Genomic DNA, 23412 nt, shown 5'->3' with positions numbered 1-23412 from the left:
CCCGGCGCTCAAGACTAACGCGGGGTGGAGCAGCCCGGTAGCTCGTCAGGCTCATAACCTGAAGGCCGCAGGTTCAAATCCTGCCCCCGCAACCACTGAGACTTGAATATTTGACCATTCAAGTCGCTTCAACGAAAGCTCCTCCGCGTAAGCGTCGAGGAGCTTTTTGCGTTTGTGCTCCGTGTCGAGCTCACCGCTCTCACGCCGGGCGAGATAGTCGTGGTGCTTCAGTAGCTTGAAGCGCTCTTCCAGGATCGTGCTTGCTTCCATGGCAGCAAGGATCGAGGCGATGCGACCGTGGACTTCGAGTGATGCCGGTTGGTGCCCAGGTGTCTTGCCGATCACCACTTTCTGGAAGAACTGGCGTACGATGTTGATGAAGGGCTGCTTCGTCTCCGTGTCGGCGTGCTCGCGCATGTAATAGAAGGCGGAGTTGATGATCAACTCGACGGCTTCCGGGCTCACTTCCGCTTTCAGTTTCTTGATCTTCTCCCCGAAATCCTCCTCCGCTGGTGCCTGCTTCAGGCGGACCTCTAAAGCAGTTCGCAGCTAACCGGATTCAGGATTCCGCATTCGTTTGCTTTGTGATTCACTTTGCCCATGGAAGGAGAGCCACCATGGGCAAGCCGCATCCGATCGAGTTGCGTGCGCGTGTCGTTGCGTTTGTGGAAGAGGGTAACAGCAACCGGGAGGCTGCCCGGCATTTCCGGGTCTCGCCCCGGTTCGTCAACAATATGGTGATCCTGCATCGGTCGTCCGGCTCACTCGCGCCGGCCAGGCAGGGTCCCCCACCCGGCAGCAAGCTTGCTGTCCATGGCGTCTGGATCAGCGAGCGGGTGTCTGGTCATGGCGAGGTGACGCTGGATGAGTTGTGCATCGAACTGGCCGGGCGCGGGGTCGACGTCCATCGTGCGACGGTCGGCCGATTCCTGCACCGGCTGGGGCTCAGCCATAAAAAAAAACCTCAGGGCAAGCGAGCAGTGCAGGCCGGAGATCGCCAAGGCGCGTGAGCTTTGGACCGACCGTCGAACGCGGTTCTTCAACAAGGCATTGGCGCGGCTCGTCTTCGTCGACGAGATATCGACAAACACGAAACTGACCAAGCGCACCGGATGGTCAAGGAAAGGGCAGCGGCTTGTCGCCTATTCTCCCTTCGGCAAATGGAAGACACAGACCTTCATTGCCGGACTGAGATGCCATGGCCTGACCGCCCCCTTCATCGTCGATGCGCCGATGAACAGCCGCATCTTCGAAGCCTGGATCGAGGCCCAGCTCGCGCCGACGCTATCGCCAGGCGATGTCGTCATCCTCGACAATGTCGGCTTCCACAAAAGCGAGCGAGCAGAGCAACTGGTCAAGGCCAAAGGCGCATGGCTGCTCTTCCTGCCACCCTATTCACCGGACCTGAACCCGATCGAAATGGCCTTCTCGAAGCTCAAGGCGCTGCTGCAAAAGCGGGCCGCCCGCAACTTTGATGCGATCACGCACGCGCTCGGCGATATCGTCAGCCTCTTCTCAGTGGCCGAATGCCGAAACTTCTTCAAGGCCGCAGGATATGAGGCAGAATAGATGCGACAGGCTTTAGGCGACAACCCGAAGCTCCTCGAGGCGACATCCCGAGCCTCTCGCGCAGGAATTCTATGAAGCGTTGGGTCTTGGCCGGAAGCAATCGAGTCTCGGTCACCGCATAGACTGGGCCGGGTTCGCCGATCCACTCAGGGATCACAGGTTTCAACTTGCCGGCGGCCAGTTCGCCGGCGATGATTCGCTACCGGTCCGAAGACCATGTTTCCTCGTCGCATTTATGAACGGCAGCTTCGCGCCCCCAACTCGCCCGTAGAGACCAACTTGGCCGCTGCCCGAAAGCAGACGTCGCCAGCAACAGGGCTTGACGGCTTGATTGCGCCACAAGCGGACATTGGTCTTCAGCCACCAGACCGCGACGGAAGAGCAGCCGAGCGGCCTTGCCGACCGTTCGAACTTTTCGAAGCTGAAAGGCCGGGGGCGACCCGGCTCTTCAGAGTCCGAGCATTTTCTTCGCTTCCCCGAGTGATGCCTCCGAGCCTGTGTGGTCGCCGGACTGGTGCAACTGTTCGCCTTGCTGGCGTAGCTGTTTGACCTTGGCCATATCGGCTTCAGACAGGGAGGCGTTCGGGAGGGCTGCGTCAATTGCCGCCATCATGGTGGGGCACTGATTGGCGAAGGCATTCACAGGCGCGAGCGCCAAAAAAAGGGCAATTGAAATCCTGACAATCATGGGCGTCGCTCCTCCAAAGCCTGAGCGCGGATGCCTCTCCGGCAACTAATGGATGATAGCCCAGCATCGGCCCAGCGCCAATGGCGGGCGATCAAGACAAGTATTGCCGAAAACTAAAGCGCCACGGAGGCCGTTTTGCCGATACGATTGTATCCCGACTATGCTGTAAAATGATATGGTAACGAGTGAAGGAGCATCGGCAATGGCACTCTACCTGACACGCTTCAGCTACACACCGCAAACCTGGGATAGATTGACACGAAATCCCGAAGACCGTCGGGATGCCGCGCGTAGTTACATTGAATCAGTCGGAGGTAAACTTCACGGCTTTTGGTACGCATTCGGATCGCACGACGGGTATACCCTGTGGGAGGCACCCGACAACGTCTCGATGGCCGCCGTCGCAATCGCGATTGGAGGCGGTGGCGCTGTGTCAAAGTTCGAGACGACGCCATTGCTTACGGTGGAGGAAACACTGGAGGCTATGGAGTTAGCAAGAACGGTTGGTTATCGCTCGCCGGGAGCGTAGGTGTTGGTCTTGCACCTATCCAATTCGGCATGCCTAGCGGTGCCTATCTTAAAAAGATGAACGTGCGGGATAAGCGATCAGGGTGTGACTTTGGTCCACCACAAGCCGGATCACTACGGTGGCCTGTCGCCGTGTCAGCCTATGGTCCTGTCGACGCTCGTTGTCCGCTATGCGCCCCCATTTCGGTCGGTCGAGCCACGTGTTCGAGTTTCATGAAAGCCGTCGGTCCGCTTTGCCAGTCGCCGTGTCCGGAACCCGCCAAAACCAGACATGGCCGAGTGGCCCAGAGCTTCTGATGAACCACCGGTCGAAACCGTCGTCGAGATTATCGATGAATATCAGACAATGTCTGTGTCTACTTTCCGACGATCTCCTTCCAGTCATCCTTCATGCTGACAACATGAAATCCGAACTGTTTCGCGGCGTCCAACGAGTAGTTGTCCGACTCCGAGTATACAAATTCGCGCTCTGCATCGTCGTGGTTGATCAAAATCTGGAAGCTCGGGCCATTCCTGTCCTTGGACCAGCGCATCATCGCGATGTCGCCGCGACCGCCTTCGTTGCCGCCGATAAAGATCGGCCGCTTGCCGATAGCAAGGTTGATCGTCACGGGCTTTCCTTCCTTGTCGTTCAGGTGCCCGACATTGCCCGTGTAGACGAGAACTGTTTTGCCATCACGCTCTTCCACCTTCGTTTCAAGCCACGTTCCCATCACATGTTCCGGCGGAATCCCAAACATTTCGTCGGAAATTTCTCGGGTGAATAGAATGGGGCTGCCGCTGCAAATGTAGACGGTGAAGCCGTTTGCCGACAGCAGATCGATAAGCTCGCGCATGGGTTTGTAGGTCGTCTTGGTGTATGGCACGCCAAACTTCTCGGAGATGGCCTTGTCCAGCATCGGCCGGACGTTGGCGGCAACCTCCTCCGTGGTTTTTCCATCCGTCGCGGCGGCGATGATGTCCGCCTGTCCATCTTCACCCTGCGCCAAGACTGTCTTCAGATCGCCTTTCAACAATGCAGCGACGGCTGGCCGAGCGCCCAGCAATGGGTTCTTCGCGACATTTTCCTTTATGTCCGCGAGGACAGGAATGAGGGCGATCGGCATCGGATGTTCGGGTGTTAGCGTGCCATCCATGTCGAACGCGGCGATCCGATCGGCCGTCGGAACGAAGTCGGCTCCTCCCTCCGTCGAGACCTTGGTGACGAACTCGACGATGGCCTTCTTCGTGGCGGTGTCGTTCCAAGAAGGGAGAGCATCTGTTTGGGCGAATGCCTGCGTGGAGATGATGACGGCGATCATCATCACGAGTCCAGAGAGCGACAAATCTCTCCAGGTTCCATTCTGCGAGAACCGTGTTGATTGAACAGACATGTACACCTCCTGTCGAAGATGGCTCCGAAGCCTCGGGTTCATTCGGACAACTCGAAATCACCCGGTTTCCAGGTCCCATCGAAAGCGGAAGGCTGCGGGCCGTAAATCCGGAAATAAACGAACCAACCCTTTCCCGGCGTAGTCTTGATCCAGCGATCCTCGTGACCAGCAGGTGCCTCCGGGCCAAAATAAAGATCGACGCTTTCGCCCGTCAGGTTCTTGAGTTCGAACAGGGACCGCAAGGCGGCCTTCGCCTGATCCGTCTGTATCTGACTGCGCGTCTCGGCATCATAAACAGTCACCGACCAGAAGAGCCGGTTGGGTACGGGAAGCGGAACGCTCAATTTGTAGCTCTTGCCGCCGTCGAGGTAGTCGCCGCCCCTGTCGTGAAGTCCGAGCCAGTAGAGCGAGCCGGCTGCGGGATCGCGTCGAAACATGGCGGGAGATGTGGCGATCGCCTGATAGAACCATTTGTCGGCGGCATGGGTATCCCGGTAATCCGCCGTATCCCACGTCCCGTTCTCGAAGCGCAAGGCGGCCCACTGCCATTGGCGGTCGGGCCATACCATGCGGTCCGGGCGCTGATCCGCAAAGGATTCGACCCGCATCTGCGCCGAACCCTGCTTGGCCGCCTGTTCGAGAATGCCCTTCATTCGCTCGTCCGGATTGAAGGGCTGCCCCTTGACGATGCCGAGCGCGGCCAGATCGCCGTAGTGTGTCCGTTCATCCTGTAGCGGCGGTTCGGCGTTCACGATCTCATGGAGCATCTGCCAGTATTCCAGCTTGTCCTCGATCTTTGTCGGGGTCTGGTCCTGCGGCATCGGCGTCTGGTCGATCCATGTCGGCGCGGTCCACTTGGTTCCCGTGTCGAGCGGATGGACCTTGATGGTCTGGAGGCGTTCAATGGCCCCTTGTACGTCGCCCGCCTCCGGCAGCGCGCGCATCCCCGCTATCACCTGGAAAGACGTTGCCCGAGCAACATGATAGCCGTCTGGAATGTCGCCTTCGTATCCGGGCGGCAGCAACAGGTGCTTGCCGCCTTTGCCGCCGTCTGGGCCGGGAACGCCCATATCCGCTATCCAGCGCTGGTTGATATCGAGGACCGCGCCGAGAAGCGGGCCAGGCGGTATTTCGATGACAAGCGGACCAACATTGAGATCGAGAAGCATGCCGCCGTAGGGCGTGTCGGAGTTCAGCGTAAAGCCGACATGGCGCGGCTGAGTGTCCATATACCCGAACACCTTGTTCGGCTGCACGCCGAGCCGCTTCATCTCACGAAAAATGGCGGCGCTGGACGCGGTCGGGTAGAAGAAGCGATAGGCGTGGATTGCGCGGTTAAGGTCAGTCTCATCGGAAGCCTTCCGAACCGTCGCTGCCGTCGGATAGCCTCCCTTGAACTCGTAGTCCTGTGCAGCGGAGGACCCGGCCCATGACGACACTGTGATAGCGCAGGCGGCCAGCAGCCCGATTGTGTAGTGTGCGGATGTCATCACTTCTCCTCCCATCCCTTTGCACTCTGCCCACCATGCGGTGGGCACGATCGCGCGTTCGCTGTCAGTTTGTTTCTGCCGGTATGTTGTCAAGCGCACGTTGCACCGTGACAAACATCAGGATTGCACCACCGAAATAGACAGCCACGAAGCTCGCTTCACCTGTCGGCCAACGCGCACCGACGCAGCAATGTGCGACGATCCCGAAGGTCACGAAGATGCCGAACAGGAAGAGGCCATGGCCCCACTTGACGAACCGCGCACCGAAGGTCATCCGCGCCTCCCGGCTATTGTGCCGAAACCTTCTCGGCATCCGGCAGGCCCCAGGCCTTCTCGAAGAACTCCTTCTTCGGGCCATAAACGCGGAACATCAGCTCGAACTCGCGTAACGGATCGGTGGGTACCCAGTTCGATTCCTTGCCTGCGGGAGCCTGCGGTCCGAAGTAAAGGTCGACCGAACCATCTGCGTTTTTCTGAACGTCGGCCGCATTTGAGGCGCGGCTGGCGCGCTCCATGTTTCGGACCAGCCCATGCGTCTGCCGATCGTAAACCGTGACGGACCAGTACTGATCGACCGGAGCATTCGCCGGGACAGTCAACTTGTAATTCTGCGCACCATCGAGGGCGTCACCGTCCTTGCCCTTTGACGTCAGCAGATAGAATTGCCCCGTTCCGAGGCGCTTTATACCGATGTAACCGAGCGTATAGATCACGGCTCGCGAGTCGGTCGGGTAGGCATCCGGCAACGTGTACCCTGACTGTGCGGCTTTCGCGAGTTCGGGTATTGCCGCAGGTCGCCAAGAAGTACCTTCGTAGAACGAGGTCCACCCAGCCTCATATTTGGCGTCGAGCCACGCCTTCGCCTCCACCGCCGCCGCATCAAGCTGGAAGCGGGTTTCCGCATCGGGCTTGAAAGGCTTGCCCTTCTCGATGCCGAGCGTGCGCAAGGGATCGATCATTGCGTTATCGCGGGTGATCCACGGCTCGTTCTGAACGATGCGATTGAGGTGCTCGAAAAAGGTCGAGTCGAAACGGATTGTGGAATCGAACAGCACGTCCTTGACGTCGGTGAAAACCGTCGGCGGCGGGCTGCCCGCCTGCGCCAGCGGGTAGACCTTGATTTTCCTGCCGTATTCGATGGATTTGGCGACATCGGCTTCGCTGTGGCTCGCCAGGTTCGAGCGCAGCAACGCATAGCCGCCAAACGTATCGGATTGCAGCGGGCTGAAGCCCTCGGGGACGCTACCCGAATAGCCCGGCGGCAGGATCACGAACTTGCCGCCCGCACCCTTGTCGACGCCCAAAAGCCCCACATCCTCCAATGGCATCTGCCAGACGGTGACGATATTGCCGTTGAGCGACCCGCCGTTCGCCGGCGGGACTTCGATCACGACCGGCCCGTTACGCGTATCGAAGAACGTCATCAGGTAGAGCGTGTCCGGGTTGGGCGTCAGCGTCTGGTTCATCCAATCAAGCGCCTTGCCCCAATAGATGACCTCGCCGGGCTTGCCCTTGGTCTTGGCCAGCATCTCCTGCAGCATGAGGTCATAGTTGACCGCCGGCATGCCCCAGATGACTGCTTCGACCGCCCGGCGATAGACGGCACGATCATGGAGTTCCGCGGCGGTGAAACTTTGAGCTCGGGCAGAGTGTGCCCACGAGCCAAAGCCGACATCGCCTAGCGTGGTCGCCAGCGCCAGTGCGAAAGTAAAAGCTGCAAATCGTCTACGCATCGAAGGTCTCCTTTTTCGCCCGTATTCCACCTAAGGGAACTCCACACCGATGAGAGGGCGGGAGTGTCGGCCTGGCGGCTACATTCCGGTTTCTTCCTTACTGGCCCGACCCGGGCGCGGCTGGCGAGAAAGCCAACATGAGCCAGACGTTCCACCCCTCGGGACGGTTTTTGGCACCGAACTCGTAATAGCCCTTGAGATTCACATAGCCTGTGGTCGCATCGCTCACGTCGAACTTGTAACCGGCCTGCGGCCCGACGCCGAACACTCTCGATTTGAAGTCGCCCAGGGTCGCGCCGCTGCCGCTATCCCCCGAGAGTTGCTGGTAAGCGTAGCCGACCAACCCGACATGCCACTGTTCGTTCAGGAATTGGCTGGCAGCCCAGTCGATGTGCGCGTCTATGCCGTTCTTGTAATCTGTGTCGGGATTTTCAAAGTTGTAGGTGAGGCCACCGACGATTGAGAATTCATGACCAGTCGCGGGATCGAGATACGTGTAGCCAGCGCCCGCATCTATCGCCGCATGACCTAACCCAAGATTGGCGAGACGATCCGGGTCGTAGTCGCCAACGGGAACGTCACCCGTGAGATACGTCATGTAGTTGTGGACGCCGTCATTCCATTTCATCGTGACCTGCGGCACGACATCCCCGATGGAAGTGAGCCCTTCGCTCCGAGAACCCGAGATTACCCCGCCTCCCGGTGCCAAAGTCAAAGCTGCCGCGGTTATGCATTGCCTCGAAGGAATGGCACCTTGGGGAGTAGGCAATCGGCCCGCCGCTGCGACACCTCGAAAGACACCTCCCGGAGTGACAAACGCATTAAAACACGTCATCTCCAATGCCCTCCCACGCCAACACCGCAGAATCACAACTTTTCGAGTAAGCCGTTGAATACTCGCCAAGGCTACATGTTTCTGTTAGCAATCCCATCGGGGGAAACGTCCCAAAATCCCGCCGTGCGTCCCAATACCGCCTACCGAAGGCGCGGGTGCTGTTGGGAAGGAAGTGAAATGAGCGATCATGCAACGCCTTCATTGTCCGACCGCGTCGGTTCCCGTCTGAAGAATTCGGCCGCGTTGCGTTTTTCGACTGGCGGCTTGCAATCAGACCAGCAGTTTGCGGTGTGGCGCGATGAGATGAATTCGCTGATCGAGGTCTCGTTACCGGACGGCGTGCGTCCCGGAGACGGCTATAGAGCGGAGATGAACCTGTTCAATCTCGGTAACATGGTTCTTTCTTCCGAGAAATTCGATGCAATGGACTACGAGCTGAGTACCGCTGCCATGCGTCGGGGCAATGTCGATCACTGGGTCCTTTCACTCAACAAATGCGGTTTTGCGAAAACCAGAGTCGATGACTTCGTGAGCAACAACGTGCCTGGGAGACTGACCTCAAGAGCGTTGACGCGGCCGTTCAAAGGTTCCGCCAGTGCAGTTGAAATGATGTTCGTTTATTTGCCGCGTGACTTGTTCCCTGAACTCGCGGCGACTCTCGATGCGCTCAGTTCATCCCCGATCGATGATGGACTCTCCCGCCTTCTGGCTGACTTTCTTTTGTTGATGGAAAAACGCCTTCCCGATCTGTCGGATGAAGAGATGGCGGCTGCAGGTGCGGCGGTCCAAATGATGATTTCCACATGCCTTGCTCCAACGAAAGACAAGCTGTTCTCGGCGCGGGAATGTCTTGAACTCACCATGAGACAGCGCATTCGTTCGTATGTACGCCATAGTGTTCGATCCTCTCGCCTTTCACCGACCGACATCTGCCGGGAATTCCGGATTTCGCGAAGTCAGCTCTATCGGATATTCGACGGCGATGGAGGCGTCGCCCAGGAGATTCGACACCAGCGGCTCATGGCGGCACATTCGACGTTGTCGAATGTTAATGATCGCCGTCCCGTCTATGATGTCGCACAGGAATTCGGCTTCACGTCAGGTGATGAATTTGGCCGCAGCTTTCGGAAGGAATTCGGATACTCCCCTACCGAGGCACGATCTTTTTCCGGGCCTCGAACACCTTGCTGCATCCAAACAGGTGCCAACTCGTTTGGCGACTGGATGCAAAGCTTGGGGCGTTAATCCGCGGCACGATTGAATGCTCGCTTCCACGGATTGAACGAAAAGGGGAGTGGAATTCTTTCGCGAGGTGCTGCTATTTGCCGAATGCGGCTTTGGGGGGCAGGGCCTTAAAACCGAGGCCTCACAATGTCCAGCTTCCGTGCTGGGTGCCCTGACACTGGACGGCCTGCTGTCAGCCCCGAGACTGACAGGTCGGTTCCTGCTTGAGCAGCCTGTCCGCAATGCGCGCCCATGTCGGCCGTAGCGAGCAGCTTGGCCGCTACCCGAAAGCGGACGTCACCAGCGCCAGGTCTCGCCGACTTGGATACGCCACAGGCAGACTTCGCCGCGCTCATTGTATACTACGGACTTGGGACTACAGCAGAAGAACGGCTTCGGCTGCTTCGCGGCCCCAGACCTGCCGGTACGGGCGTTCGCAAGTCTCTGCTCGGAAGTAAGGCCGCTTTCGGGTTGCCGACGGGAGATCAAGTTTGCTGCCCTAGTCGCCCCGATTTCGAGAGAACGGTTTCCGTCAAGCTGCTTCATTACGACTCCGGGGACGCCATTTTATCCGCAATCCATGAGCGCAATCTGCACTTCTTGCACTGGAACCGAATGTCGCTGATCGGCCGTGACGATGGCTACCGGCGTTTCTTGCCGATTAGCATGGGGCAAGCGAGAGCTTTATCGCAATCCTCATTGTGCCCACGTGACTTCGAGATCGAGACCACGCCCGCATCGTCGTAGTCCATCAACAGAAGCGGGCGTCATCTGCAGGTTGCACCGTATTTTACTGTAGGCACTACTTTGCCGCTGAAGAATTGGTTGTCGAACCCTCCTGCCGGGACTACTCTGCCTCTTGCCAATCACGGTAACAGGTCCTTGCCGGAGTTAGGCTCATGCGCGTCAAAGACGTAATGACGACGGTCGTCGTTAGAATTTCGCCTGACAATAGCGTCAGACAAGCAGCAAGGTTGATGTTCGACAATCGCGTCAGCGGCGTTCCGGTCGTCGACGATGAAGGGAATTTGCTCGGGATCATCAGCGAGGGGGACCTGATCCGCAGGACCGAGTTGTACAGCGGTGCAAATACGTCGCAATCCGGTACGGAGCTTGCCGCCGATGACAGAGCTGCCGCCTACGTGAAGCGATGCTCGTGGAGGGTGGGCGACGCGATGACCGCCGGTCCCGTCACGATCGACGAAGATGCGTCAGTGTCGCGCGCGGCGAAGATGATGCAGGATCGCGGCATCAAACGCATACCCGTGGTGCGGAGTGGAGAGCTCGTCGGCATCGTCAGCCGTAGGGATCTCTTGCAAGCCATCTTGTCCACGCGCGTGGACGACACGCCGGTGGACGACGACGCTATACGACGGAGCGTCACGGCGCGGCTCGGTGAGGACACTGGCCTGGAAGGATCGGATTTGACTGTCGCGGTCAGCGATGGGGTCGTCCATCTTTGGGGAAAGGTCGAGACGCCCGGCTGCCGGCGCGCTGCGCGCCTTCTGGCTGAGAACGTGCACGGCGTCAGGGGCGTGGTCGAACACTTTCCTGATCCATACCCGCAATAGCGCGCTTTCCGCCCGAGCGACCAAAAGAGCCCATAAGAAGGACATGGGAGGAGAATGGAGATGGCCCAGAAGATGAGGGCAGCTGTCGTTCGACAGTTCCGCGCCCCTCTCTCCATCGAGGAGATAGAGGTGCCAACGCCTGCGGCCGGGCAAATACTCGTGAAATATGAGGCGACGGGGGTGTGCCATACGGATCTTCATGCAGCGAATGGAGATTGGCCCGTAAAGCCAACCCCACCGTTCATTCCTGGGCATGAGGGCGTGGGGTTCGTGGCGGCGGTGGGCGCGGGTGTGAAACGGGTGAAAGAAGGCGACAGGGTCGGTGTGCCGTGGCTTCACACCGCGTGCGGCTATTGCCCATACTGTCGAACCGGTTGGGAGACCCTCTGTGCCTCGCAAGCCAATACCGGATACTCGGTGAACGGCACGTTCGCGGAATACGGATTGGCCGATCCGGACTTCGTCGGCAGACTTCCCGAACAATTGGAATTCGGCCCTGCCGCTCCCGTTCTGTGCGCAGGCGTGACCGTCTACAAGGGCCTGAAAGAGACGGAAGTCCGTCCCGGAGAATGGATAGCCGTCTCAGGGGTCGGCGGGCTGGGGCATATGGCGGTGCAGTATGCCAGGGCGATGGGAATGAATGTCGTCGCCGCAGATATATTCGAAGACAAACTCGAGCTGGCAAAGCAATTTGGCGCTGACGTCACCGTCAACGGCAAGGCCGAAGATGCCGTTCAACGCGTACACGAAGCGACCAATGGCGGCGTCCATGGCGTGCTGGTGACGGCGGTTTCCCCAGCGGCGATGGAACAGGCCTATGGCTTCATGCGGTCCAAGGGGACGATGGTCCTCGTCGGCCTCCCTCCAGGAAAAATCGCCCTGCCTGTGTTTGAAACGGTGCTGAAGCGCATCACCGTTCGTGGCTCGATCGTTGGTACGCGCCAGGATCTGGAGGAGGCCCTCCAGTTCGCAGCAGAGGGCAAAGCCACCCCGCATTTCGCCTGGGACAGCCTGGAAAACATCAATGGCATCTTCCGCCGCATGGAGGCAGGCAAGATCGATGGCCGCATCGTCATGAGACTGCACTAGGCCATCCTTAAAATGCGAGACGAATAGAATTCATCAGTTCCTGTTGCTCGGGAGGCTACGATGGGTCCGCATGAAACGGCAGCGCAAACAGAGGCGACATCCGGCAAAGCGCACCCAGCTGCCGCGCTGGCGCCGGACGAGTTGGCCTTGATGGATGCCTATTGGCGTGCGTCGAACTACCTCTCCGTCGGGCAGATTTACCTCCTAGACAACCCGCTGCTGCGCGAGCCGTTGAAGCGCGGGCATATCAAGCCGCGCCTGCTGGGCCACTGGGGCACGTCGCCGGGCCTGAACATGCTGTACGTGCACCTCAATCGTGTCATCCGGCGCGATGACCTGAACATGATCTACGTGATCGGCCCGGGACACGGCGGACCATCACTGGTCGCGCACGCGTATCTGGAAGGCACGTACAGCGAATTCTACCCAAACATCAGCGAAGATGCCGAGGGAATGCAGCGGCTGTTCAAACAGTTCAGCTTTCCCGGCGGTATTCCCAGCCACGTCGCGCCCGAGACCCCCGGCAGCATCCATGAGGGCGGCGAACTCGGCTATGCCTTGAGCCATGCCTATGGCGCGGCGTTCGACAATCCGGATCTGATCGTCGCCTGCGTCGTTGGAGATGGCGAGGCAGAGACCGGACCGTTGGCGACCGGATGGCAGGGTAACAAGTTCCTGAACCCCGCCCGGGACGGCTGTGTCCTGCCGATCCTGCACTTGAACGGTTACAAGATCGCCAATCCATGCTTCCTCGCGCGCATTCCGAAGGATGAGCTGCAGAAGTTCTTCGAAGGAATGGGCTACAAGCCCTATTTCGTGGAAGGCGACGAGCCTGAGCAGGTCCATCGGAAGCTTGCAGAGGTCCTGGACGTGGCCATTGCCGAAATCAGCAACATCTGGACTGACGCCCGCGAGAACGGAAACCTGAAGCGTCCGGCGTGGCCGATGATCGTCTTTCGCACGCCGAAGGGCTGGACGTGCCCGAGCGAAATTGACGGCAAGAAATGCGAGGGCTACTGGCGCTCGCACCAGGTGCCGATGGGCGAGATGGACAAGCCGGAACACATCCGCATTCTCGAGCAATGGATGAAGGGCTATCGGCCCGAGGAACTGTTCGACGAAACGGGAAAGCTCAAACCCGAACTGGCTGCACTGGCACCGCGTGGGCGTCGACGGATGAGCGATAATCCCCATGCGAACGGGGGATTGCTGCTGCGTGATCTCAAGATGCCCGATTACCGCGACTACGGCGTAGACGTCCCGAGCCCGGGTGCTGCGACGGCGGAATCTGCGCGGATGATGGGAAAATTCCTGCGCGACGTCATGGCGGAGAACCTCGGCGACAAGAACTTCCGCCTGTTCAGCCCCGACGAAAACAATTCCAACCGCTGGCAGGATGCGCTGGAGGTCACCGACCGCTGCTACATGGCCGAGATCTATCCGGAAGACGACCACCTCTCACCGGATGGCCGTGTCATGGAGGTGCTCAGCGAGCACCAATGCCAGGGATGGCTGGAGGGTTATCTACTGACGGGCCGTCATGGCTTCTTCTCCTGCTACGAAGCCTTCATCCACATCATCGACTCCATGGTCAACCAGCATGCGAAGTGGCTGAAGGTGTGCAACGAGATCCCTTGGCGCAGGCCTGTCGCTTCCTTGAACTACTTCCTGAGTTCGCATGTCTGGCGGCAGGATCACAACGGCTTCAGCCACCAGGATCCCGGCTTCATCGATCACGTCGTCAACAAGAAGGCGGAGGTGGTCCGCGTCTACCTCCCCCCGGATGCCAACACCCTGCTTTCGGTCACGGATCACTGCCTGCGCAGCCGCAACTACGTCAACGTGGTCGTCGCCGGCAAGCAGCCGGCCCCGCAATGGCTGACGATGTCGCAGGCGGTCAGGCATTGCAGCATGGGGCTTGGCATATGGGAATGGGCAAGCAACGATCGCGGCAGCGAGCCCGATGTCGTGATGGCCTGCTGCGGCGATGTACCGACACTCGAGACCCTGGCGGCGGTGCAATTGATACGAGAGCACCTGCCGGAGTTGAAGGTGCGGGTCATCAACGTCGTCAACCTGATGAAGCTGCAGCCGGCCGAGGAGCATCCGCATGGTCTGTCGGATCGCGACTTCGACGCGTTGTTCACGAGGGACAAGCCGATCATCTTCGCTTTCCACGGCTATCCCTGGCTGATCCACCGGCTGACCTATCGCCGGACGAACCACAGGAACCTGCATGTCCGGGGCTACAAGGAAGAAGGCACGACGACGACACCCTTCGACATGGTGGTATTGAATGAGATGGACCGCTTCCACCTCGTCGGCGACGTCATCGATCGCCTGCCGCAATTGGGTGCCCGTGCCGCCTACTTCAAGCAAGCCATCCAGGCGAAGCTGATCGAGCATCGCGAGTACATCGAAAAGCACGGTGACGACATGCCCTCGATCAGTGGATGGAAATGGGGCGCCAAAGGCGGGCAGCAAGCCAAGGGAGCGACGTCCACGGAAGGCGATAATACCTGACCGAGCGACGAATCATGCCCACATCGATTGAAGGATTCGTCTGATGGGCCAATCGCGCAAGAAAGCAGTAGTAGGCGTTTCTGCCTGCTCCATCGGTGCGTCTCCCGACATCGCATTGCTTTCGAATGGACGGTACAGCGTGCTTGTGACCGAGACCGGATCAGGCTTCGGATCCTGGTGCGGTATTGACGTTACCCGGTGGAGGGAAGATGTCACGCGGGATTGCTGTGGTCAGTTCTGCTACATCCGGGACCTGGGCGACGGAAAGCTTTGGACAATCGGCAAGCAGCCGATCTGTCGGTCTGACGCCACATACGAGCAAAATTTTCTGGGCGATCGTGCCAGCTTTTGCTGTTCGTTCGGCGACATCGAAGTTCGCTGGGAAAACTGCGTGGCACCAGACTGCGACGCCGAAGTCCGCCTGGTCCACCTGTTCAACAAGGGAAAAACGGCAAGAAAACTCGAACTGACAAGCTATTCGGAAATCTGCCTCAACGTCCGACATGCAGACAGTGCTCACCCGGCCTTCGCCAAGCTTTTCGTTGAAACCCGGTTCGATGCCGAGACCACCGCACTGTTCGCAAGGCGTCGTCCCCGCAGCGCTGCGGACAAGCCGATCTGGGCGGTGCATGTTTCCTCGTCGAGTGGAGACGAAATTTCGTCAGTCGAGTACGAAACCGACCGTTACCGGTTTCTCGGACGGGGGCGGACGCCAACCAACCCGATCGCGATGGAGCGCAACGGGAGCCTCTCAGGCACAACGGGTCCCGTGCTCGATCCCATTTTCAGCTTGCGCAGGACAGTTGTGCTGGAGCCGAACGAAGCTGGGCGGGTCGCATTCGTGACGGGCGCGGGCGACAAGGACGCGGACGTCAAGGCCATTGCAGCGCGGTTTGCCGACATCCACGAAGCCGAACGCGCGTTGTCGGATGCGACGACAAGCGATCCCGAGCCGCTGGCGTTCACACCAACCCAGATCGCCGTCTTCAACCGGCTTGCAAGCAAGTTGGCGTATTCACACCGCAGCGCTCAGCAACGCGCCGCGATCGGCACAAGCCGTCTCAGCGCCAAGGACTTATGGTCGATCGGCATATCCGGAGATCTGCCGATCCTGCTGCTTCGCATCGATAGAAACGAGACCTCCCTCATCGATGACGTCATAGACGCCCACACGTTCATCACGAGCCGCGGATTTCCCTACGATCTTGTTCTTCTGGACGAGAACGGGACAAGCGAAGCAATGGAATTGAGCCAGAACCTGAAGCGGCATCTTGTGGATCACTCCCTTGGCAAGCCCGGAGGCATCCACCTCCTGACTGTGGATGCCCTTTCTGCGGCTTGCAGGGATGCTCTCAAGGCTGCCGCGCGCGTTGTCTTTTGTTGCAGCGGAGGGTCGCTTTCAGAGCAGACCGCGGTGAAGTCGGAAAATGACACTCACACCCCGGAGCATACGACGGCGACATTCAGATCCCGGCCGCAACAGAACGAGATCCCTCGCGATGATCTTCTCTTCTGGAATGGATTCGGCGGCTTCACCCCGGAGGGACGCGAATACGTGATCGCCGTTGACGGCGACGCTCGCCCACCCTTGCCCTGGTGCAACGTCATCGCCAACCCCGATTTTGGCTGCATGACGAGCGAGAGCGGCCTTGGGTACACTTGGGCGGGCAACAGCCAACTCAACAGGCTGACCCCGTGGTCGAACGATCCGGTCTCAGACGCTCCGGGCGAGGTCGTCTATCTGCGCGATGAAGAGACCGGGGAGGTCTGGACTCCAACGCCATTGCCTCTCGGCCAGTCTTTGTCGACCACGATACGGCATGGACAGGGCTACAGCCACTTCGCAAGCGTTGGCGATCGTCTTCGACATGAAATGACGGTCCACGTGCCGGTATCGGAGCCGATAAAGATCGCCCGCCTTGTCATCCGCAACGACGGCACAGAGCCACGCAAACTGACAGTCACCTATTTCATCGAATGGGTACTCGGTACGCTGAGAGAGAATGCCTCGGCACGGATCCAATGCGAACGTGATGCCGAGACGGGCGCGCTCGTTGCGCGGAATCTTTGGGAAAGCGACTTTCCCGACCGACTGGCATTCGTCGCCTCGAGCGTTCCGGTAAGGTCTTTCACTTGCGACCGCAGCGAGTTTCTTGGCAGGAATGGATCGGTGTTTCAGCCGACGGGGCTGAAAAGCTCAGACCTCGGTGGAAGCGTCGGCACGCTCGACGATCCCTGCGCCGCGCTTATGGTCGAAGTCGTCGTTCAACCCGGGAACAGCCACGAAGTGGTCTTCGCGCTCGGGGAGGCGGCGACGTGCGAGGAGGTTCGTAGGCTCGTCCGCGACTACGCGGAGGCGGGTAGCGCCAGAAGATCCCTGGAGATCGCTTCCGAGCGGTGGGATAGGCTGCTGGGCGCCGTGACGGTTCGAACGCCCGACGCCGCCTTCAATCTCATGATGAACCGATGGCTGCTCTATCAGGTGTTGTCCTGCCGCGTCTGGGGGCGAACAGGCTTCTATCAGTCCGGCGGTGCATACGGGTTTCGCGACCAGCTTCAGGACGTTGTTGCCCTGGTCCACTGCGCGCCCGACGAAGCACGCACCCACATCCTGCGCGCCGCTGCACGCCAATTCACGGAGGGAGACGTTCAGCATTGGTGGCATCCTCCTTCCGGTGTCGGGATACGGACCCGCATGACCGACGACCTCTATTTTCTCCCCTACGTCGTCCATCACTATGTATCGGTGACAGGCGACTATGGCTTGCTGAACATAGACGTCCCGTTCATCACGTCACCGCCTCTCAAGGACGATCAGGAGGATAGCTTTGGCGTGCCGGACGTCAGCAAGGAGCACGGCACGCTCTACGAGCACTGCTGCCGCGCGTTGGAACGGGGCCTTCGTCTCGGGATCCATGAACTCCCGCTCATGGGGACAGGCGACTGGAACGACGGCATGAACAAGGTGGGCGCGGAAGGCAAAGGCGAGAGCGTCTGGAACGGCTGGTTCTTCCTGACCGTGCTCACGTCATTCGCCGATATCGCATCTGCAATGGAAGACGAGAAGCGCGCGACCTGGTGTCGCGAGCGAGCCGAGGCGCTGCGCACCGCATTGGAAGCGCACGCGTGGGATGGCTCCTGGTATCGACGCGCCTACTTCGATGACGGCACTCCCCTCGGCTCCTCCCGGAATGACGAGTGCCAGATCGATGCCATCCCGCAGGCCTGGGCGGTCATATCAGGTGCTGCAGACAGCGAACGCGCCTCCGAGGCGATGCATTCGGCATGGACGAGACTGGTCCGTCCCGAAGACAAACTGATCAAGCTCTTCGATCCGCCCTTCGACAAAGGGGCGCTGCAACCAGGCTATGTAAAGGGATACGTGCCGGGAATTCGTGAGAATGGGGGGCAGTATACCCACGCGGCAACTTGGGTTGCGCTGGCGACAGCGCTGCTCGGCGATGGAGATCGGGCATTTGAGCTCTGGAGCATGCTCAATCCGGTCAATCACGCCCTCACTCCGGCGGACGCAGAGCGCTATATGACTGAACCGTATGTTGTGAGCGCCGATGTCTATGGTGAGGCTCCCCATACCGGTCGCGGCGGCTGGAGTTGGTACACCGGATCGGCTGCCTGGCTCTATCGCGTGGGTTTGGAGGCTATTCTCGGCATCCGTCGACAGGGCGAGTATCTCTTCATCGATCCGTGCATACCGACCCGATGGCCGGGGTATGAGGTGGATTTCCGATATGGCTCGACCGTCTACCAGATCAAGGTGAGCAGAGCCGCTGAGGATGGAAAGAGGCCGCGTACGCTGGTCGTCGACGGGAAAACCCTGACCGTGAGAGGCATTCCGCTCGCAGACGACGGACGGATCCACGCTGTCAATCTGGTGGTCGGTTTGCCATGATGGAATCGCTCTCGACGGACCCCGACCTGAACCGAATGCCGACCGATCAGGATCTTGCTCGGCTCCAGTTCACGACGCTTCTGTACTACCTGCATTGCACCAACCCGGACAACGGGCTTGTCCGCGACAAGACGCAATCCGATGCGCCGGCGAGCATAGCCGCGGTGGGCATGGCGCTCGCGACGGTCCCGGTGCTCGTGGAACGGGGCATCATCATAAGAAAGTTCGCCGCGAAGATAGCGCGTCGCCGACTGAGGTTTCTCCTGGAGTGCCCGCAGGGTCCTGAGCCGGATGCGTCCGGCTACAAGGGCTTTTTCTACCATTTCCTCGATATCGAAACCGGCAGACGCGTCTGGGAGTGCGAACTTTCGACAATCGATTCCGCCTTCCTCTTCGCAGGGGCACTGACGGTCGCCGCCTATTTCGATGGGGACGATGCCGAAGAGGCCGAGGTCCGCAATCTGGCAAACGCACTTTACGAGCGGGCGGACTGGAACTGGGCCTGCGACCACGGCTTGACCTTGACCCATGGCTGGCGGCCGGAAAACGGCTTCATCCCCTATCGCTGGCGCGGCTACGACGAGGGCTTGCTCCTCTACATCCTGGGCCTTGGCTCTCCGACCCATCCGCTGCCGCCTGAATCCTACGCCGCCTACACCGAGAGCTATGAATGGCGAAACCTCTACGGTCGTGAACTGCTCTACTCGGGCCCGCTCTTCACGCACCAGCTTTCGCACATGTGGATCGACTTTCGCGGCATCCGTGACGAATTCATGCGGGAGCACAACAGCGACTACTTTCGGAACAGCCGGCATGCAGCTTATGTTCAGCAACAGTACGCGATCAGAAACCCGAACAATTTCGTCGGCTACGGTGCCCATTGCTGGGGGTTCACGGCCAGCGACGGACCTGGCTGGATCAAGCGGACCGTCGATGGCGTCGACAGGGAGTTTTTCGACTATATCGCCCGAGGGGCACCCTTCGGACCGGATGACGGTACTGTTTCGCCATGGGTGGTCATTGCGTCGCTACCGTTCGCTCCCGAGATCGTCATCCCGACCGTCTGGAACTTTGCGCGCATGAACCTCGGCATGACACGGCTCTACGGGTTCAAACCGTCGTTCAACCAGACCTATGCGACGGAAAACAGCGAGACGGGATGGTGGGTCAGCCCGTGTCATTTCGGGATCGACCAGGGTCCGGTCGTTCTCATGATCGAAAACTACAGAAGCGGTCTCCTGTGGAACATCATGCGTCGATGCGAACCGATGGTCGTCGGGCTGCGGCGGGCAGGTTTTTCCGGTGGATGGCTCTGATCGATGCTGTCGGAGGACTGAGCATGGCAAATTGCCGGGCAGCGAAACGGATGACCGCGGAAAGACTTCGTCGCGTTGCCTTTTCGCAAGGCGCAGGAGGGAGATGACAATGAACAGCCGTCACGAAGACCTGTTGAGAATGGTACGTCGCAACAAGCTCGTCGGCATCTGGGCGGCGAAAAGGCTCGGGCTTTGTGACGAAAGCGCCAAGGCCTATTCGGACGACCTCGCCACGGCCACGCTCGATCTCGAGCGCAGCGACGTGCTGGGCAAAATTCGAGCGGACTTCGATGCCGCGGGCGTGGACCATTCCGACGAGCAGATCCTCTGCGTCATGAGTCAATCCTGGTTGGACGTTGCCGACAAGAAACAAGTAAAGCGGGCAGATACCAGCGACGCCGCATTGGTGCAGATCGCCCGCAGTCTCCAGTCGAAATGACGTTCAATCATACTACTGAAGACAGGGGGCGTTGGATTTTCACGTAACCGTCGTCCCGCCGAGCTTCTGATCGCACTGGACCTTGCAGAGAGGACACGGCCATGAGCAAGGGCACACCCCGGCATGAGGGGCTTTCCAGGAGAGATCTCCTGGTGATGACAGGAATTGCTGCAGCCACAAGCTACAGCCACTTCGCCAGGGCAGCACCCAGCGGAAGTGCTGTTGTGATCGAGGCCGTCGAGCAGGACGAGGACGTCTTTGCGTATGTCAGCAGAATAAAAGGCGGGTTCGATCAGACAACCTATCAGCAGGTGATCGGTGCTGCGAATGCGTTCAAGGAGGGTGATCAAGCCATTGGAGTGGGAGCCGATGACGAGGCAAGTCGCGCAAACGCGCGCGCCCTTCTGGCGAAGACGAAGATCAGGGATCTCTACGAGCACCCGCTGTTTGACGACGACCTGCAGAGATTGATCTGGCAGACCACGGATCAGGGTCAGTATGAACAGCTCAAGGACTGGACCATGGGCCAGTTGAGGGAATTTCTCCTCACTGAACCAGAGGAGAGAATTAAGGCCATCATGGGTGGCCTGACCAGCGACACGATAGGCTTCGTCCCCAAACTGATGAGCAATGAGGAACTGGTCTCCCTCAGCCAGAAAATCTTCAATGCAATGCCCGGCACGAAGATGGGCTCGAAGGGATATATGGGGGCCCGGATCCAACCCAATTCTCCCACCGACCACCCCGATGACATCGCCTGGCAGGTTTTCGATGCCTTCTCGTACGCGACTGGCGACATCGTCATCGGCACCAACCCGGTGGACAGCACGGTCCAAAGCGTCGCGGCGGTGGAACGTGCACTCAAGGATATCGTCGATACGTTCGAGTTGCAGGACGTCATCCCGTGGTGCGTGCTTGCGCACATCGACGTCCAGGCGGAGGTGAACGAGACTTTTCCGGGCACGGTCTCCACGATGTTCCAGAGCCTTGCCGGGACGGATAGCTGCAACAAGATCTTCGACATCACGAACGAGAAGATCCTGAAATACGCGCGCACGAAGAAGGGGGAGAGATATGGCCTCTACTTCGAGACCGGCCAGGGATCCGAGTTCACCAATGGCGCTGCGAACGGCGTCGACATGATGGTGCTCGAGGCGCGGAAGTACGGTTTCAGCAGGGCGGTGGGGATCGAGCTTACGAAAGTGCAGCCAGAAGGCGCTTGGCTTCATGTCAACGATGTCGCCGGTTTCATCGGGCCGGAGGTCTTCAAGAGCCGCGAGCAACTGGTGCGGTGCTGCCTCGAAGACATGGTCATGGGCAAGCTCCATGGCCTTACCATCGGCCTGGACATCTGTACGACCCTGCACATGACCGTAAGCCTGGACGACCTGGATTGGTGCCAGGACCAGATCCTGCCGGCGAACCCCGCCTATCTGATTGCGCTGCCGACCAAGAACGATCCGATGCTGAGCTATCTGACCACGTCGTTCCAGGATCATGTCAGGCTCCGCGACAAGTTCGGCTTCAAGGTCAACGACGCGATGTGGAACTTCTACAAGCATATCGGGATCGTGACCGAGGACGGTTCCTACACCTCCCACTATGGCGATCCTCTCTGGGTGTACTACCAGTACCGGCTGGCCAAGGGAGACGGGAGATCGAAGGAAGCGATCGAAGCGGAAGGCCGACAGAAGATGCAAGAGGTCGGGGAGCGAGGCGTTGATCTGGCGATAGGGCACGGCGCTAACATCTGGGACCTCAACGCACCGCTAGCGGCCAAGGTGAAGGGTCTCTACGACGACGCCAAGCAGTCTCTCTGGGCTGAACTCACGCCTGAGTTCATCGCCGCCGTGCCTGACGTCGTGCCCGTCCGCACCTTGTCGAAGGACCGCAACGATTTCATCGCCCACCCCAATACGGGCGAGATGTTGAGCCCGGAAGCAATCCGGGCGATCGAAGCGATCAGAGACTCCTGGGGAGACGACCTGCCCAAGGGGCAGATCGTCATCTCGGACGGCCTGAACGCCAAGGCCATCATGGACGACGGGCACCTGGCACCCTTTCTTGTGGAGATGCGCCGATTGCTTGCCGAGGCAGGCGTTACCATGAGCGACAGCAACATCATGATTAGCAGCGGACGGGTGCGAGCCGGCTACCGCGTCGGCGAGGTCCTGTTCGAAAATGCAGATCCCAACAGCTTTCGCGGGATCTTGCACATCATCGGCGAACGGCCCGGAACCATGCACCATGCTTATTCCGTCTACATCACCGTCGCCAAGGGCAAACGATGGTCCGAGAAGGATATCGACCACGACATTACCAAGCTTGTGAGCAACGTCGCCGACACGGCTCTCACTCCGAAGGAGGCTGCAAAGGAGACCCTCACCATCATCAGGGAAATCGTCGGCACGAACGTGAACGGCAGTCGCCGTTTTGGCTAGCGGAAGATCGCTCGAAAGATAATTCCATGGCATCGCAAAAGCATCACGACAGGACATGATCAAGCGAAGTACGACCGCCTCATCGAGAGGGCGAGGCAGATCTCCCTTGGCCAGGGCGATCGCGGTCCATCCCTGCGACGAGACATCGCTTCGCGGCGCGGTAGAGGCCGCCGACGCCAATCTGATCCTGCCAACGCTCGTTGGTCCAGCCCCGATGATCCGTGCGCTGGCGGAGCAGCACGGGCTCGATATCTTGCCCTATCGGCTTGTCGATGTCCCACACAGCGCCGCCGCCGCCGCCGCGAATGCGGTCGAAAGCTGTTTGGTGCAGACAATGTGCTGCTGCTAGCGGAAACCTGACTGCTCAGGCCCCGAACAGGAGCGGAAGTCCATCAGCGCTAAATGCGGACACCGGGATTGGCAGGGCGCAGTGCCAATCACGCGGTTGGCACTGCGCTATCCCGCCGGCTACTCTGGGCACCAACAGCCTCAGGAGGGTCTTTGTGAATGCCTGCAACGAGTCAGTTTGAGTCCCCACACCGGCTGATCTCAACGTCGGCTTCTCGTGTTCAATCCTCTGCAACTTGCCAGTCCGCTTCCGTGAAGAGTTTCGGGCGCCGCGAGGCGTACGAAAGTCCCCGAGGAAGGAACCCGCGGACCCCAGTCGAAGGCTATGGAGATTT

The 23412-nt window shown here is 59.4% G+C and carries 18 protein-coding genes, 1 tRNA gene and 1 pseudogene; 13 read left to right on the top strand and 7 right to left on the bottom strand.

The window, feature by feature from the left end; genetic code table 11:
- Positions 1–18 precede the first annotated feature (18 nt).
- From GGQ64_RS27405 to GGQ64_RS28440, 3 genes are all read left to right on the top strand, one after another.
- Positions 19–95, top strand: a tRNA-Met gene (locus GGQ64_RS27405).
- A gap of 522 nt (positions 96–617) precedes the next feature.
- Entirely contained in the window at positions 618–1010 is a 393-nt protein-coding gene (locus GGQ64_RS28445) for a helix-turn-helix domain-containing protein (protein WP_425488582.1), read from the top strand.
- A gap of 40 nt (positions 1011–1050) precedes the next feature.
- On the top strand, positions 1051–1569 hold the full coding sequence (locus tag GGQ64_RS28440) for an IS630 family transposase (RefSeq protein WP_425488581.1): 519 nt from the start codon (positions 1051–1053) through the stop codon (positions 1567–1569).
- 49 nt (positions 1570–1618) lie between these two features.
- On the opposite strand, the pseudogene GGQ64_RS28030 reads toward GGQ64_RS28440, so the two are convergent.
- Both GGQ64_RS28030 and GGQ64_RS27395 read right to left on the bottom strand, forming a co-directional pair.
- Positions 1619–1768 (bottom strand): annotated as a pseudogene (locus GGQ64_RS28030) (LysR family transcriptional regulator); the annotation flags it as partial.
- Positions 1769–2017: 249 nt separating this feature from the next.
- Entirely contained in the window at positions 2018–2257 is a 240-nt protein-coding gene (locus tag GGQ64_RS27395) for a hypothetical protein (protein ID WP_183808471.1), read from the bottom strand.
- Positions 2258–2459: 202 nt separating this feature from the next.
- On the opposite strand from GGQ64_RS27395, the gene GGQ64_RS27390 reads away from it, so the two are divergent.
- On the top strand, positions 2460–2786 hold the full coding sequence (locus GGQ64_RS27390; RefSeq protein ID WP_183808470.1) for a GYD domain-containing protein: 327 nt from the start codon (positions 2460–2462) through the stop codon (positions 2784–2786).
- Between the two features lie 355 nt (positions 2787–3141).
- On the opposite strand, the gene GGQ64_RS27385 is transcribed toward GGQ64_RS27390, so the two are convergent.
- The 5 genes from GGQ64_RS27385 to GGQ64_RS27365 form a co-directional block, all read right to left on the bottom strand.
- Entirely contained in the window at positions 3142–4158 is a 1017-nt protein-coding gene (locus tag GGQ64_RS27385) for an HAD family hydrolase (RefSeq protein ID WP_183808469.1), read from the bottom strand.
- A gap of 38 nt (positions 4159–4196) precedes the next feature.
- A complete protein-coding gene (locus tag GGQ64_RS27380) occupies positions 4197–5648 on the bottom strand; it encodes a DUF1254 domain-containing protein (protein ID WP_183808468.1) in 1452 nt (483 codons plus the stop codon).
- A 64-nt stretch (positions 5649–5712) separates the two neighbouring features.
- Entirely contained in the window at positions 5713–5922 is a 210-nt protein-coding gene (locus GGQ64_RS27375) for a hypothetical protein (protein WP_183808467.1), read from the bottom strand.
- A 13-nt stretch (positions 5923–5935) separates the two neighbouring features.
- A complete protein-coding gene (locus GGQ64_RS27370; RefSeq protein ID WP_183808466.1) occupies positions 5936–7381 on the bottom strand; it encodes a DUF1254 domain-containing protein in 1446 nt (481 codons plus the stop codon).
- A 97-nt stretch (positions 7382–7478) separates the two neighbouring features.
- Positions 7479–8216, bottom strand: a complete 738-nt coding sequence (locus tag GGQ64_RS27365) for a SphA family protein (RefSeq protein WP_183808465.1) — start codon at positions 8214–8216, stop codon at positions 7479–7481.
- Positions 8217–8393: 177 nt separating this feature from the next.
- Between GGQ64_RS27365 and GGQ64_RS27360 the strand changes: the two genes are divergently transcribed.
- The 9 genes from GGQ64_RS27360 (at position 8394) to GGQ64_RS27320 (ending at position 23078) form a co-directional block, all read left to right on the top strand.
- A complete protein-coding gene (locus tag GGQ64_RS27360) occupies positions 8394–9461 on the top strand; it encodes a helix-turn-helix domain-containing protein (protein ID WP_183808464.1) in 1068 nt (355 codons plus the stop codon).
- A gap of 878 nt (positions 9462–10339) precedes the next feature.
- Positions 10340–11011 (top strand): CBS domain-containing protein, encoded by a 672-nt coding sequence (locus GGQ64_RS27355; protein WP_183808463.1) that lies wholly within the window; start codon positions 10340–10342, stop codon positions 11009–11011.
- 60 nt (positions 11012–11071) lie between these two features.
- Entirely contained in the window at positions 11072–12100 is a 1029-nt protein-coding gene (adhP, locus tag GGQ64_RS27350; RefSeq protein WP_183808462.1) for an alcohol dehydrogenase AdhP, read from the top strand.
- Positions 12101–12160: 60 nt separating this feature from the next.
- Complete coding sequence (locus GGQ64_RS27345) at positions 12161–14623, top strand: phosphoketolase family protein (RefSeq protein ID WP_183808461.1); 2463 nt, start codon at positions 12161–12163, stop codon at positions 14621–14623.
- Positions 14624–14666: 43 nt separating this feature from the next.
- Positions 14667–18533, top strand: coding sequence for a GH36-type glycosyl hydrolase domain-containing protein (locus tag GGQ64_RS27340; RefSeq protein WP_183808460.1), 3867 nt, complete (start codon positions 14667–14669; stop codon positions 18531–18533).
- Positions 18530–19849 carry a glucoamylase family protein gene (locus tag GGQ64_RS27335; protein ID WP_183808459.1) on the top strand — a complete coding sequence of 440 codons (1320 nt, stop codon included), beginning with the start codon at positions 18530–18532 and terminating at the stop codon, positions 19847–19849. Before GGQ64_RS27340 ends, GGQ64_RS27335 begins: the two co-directional genes overlap by 4 nt.
- Positions 19850–19958: 109 nt before the next feature.
- Positions 19959–20288, top strand: a complete 330-nt coding sequence (locus GGQ64_RS27330; protein ID WP_246422990.1) for an ATPase inhibitor subunit zeta — start codon at positions 19959–19961, stop codon at positions 20286–20288.
- A 155-nt stretch (positions 20289–20443) separates the two neighbouring features.
- On the top strand, positions 20444–22729 hold the full coding sequence (locus tag GGQ64_RS27325) for an ethanolamine ammonia-lyase (RefSeq protein WP_425488583.1): 2286 nt from the start codon (positions 20444–20446) through the stop codon (positions 22727–22729).
- Positions 22730–22835: 106 nt separating this feature from the next.
- On the top strand, positions 22836–23078 hold the full coding sequence (locus GGQ64_RS27320; protein ID WP_183808474.1) for a hypothetical protein: 243 nt from the start codon (positions 22836–22838) through the stop codon (positions 23076–23078).
- Positions 23079–23412: the final 334 nt, after the last annotated feature.

This window comes from Mycoplana azooxidifex (assembly GCF_014196765.1).
Classification (GTDB): Bacteria; Pseudomonadota; Alphaproteobacteria; order Rhizobiales; family Rhizobiaceae; genus Mycoplana; species Mycoplana azooxidifex.
The sequence above is the reverse complement of the archived record's forward strand: the minus strand, read 5'-3'. Positions and strand labels throughout refer to the sequence as shown.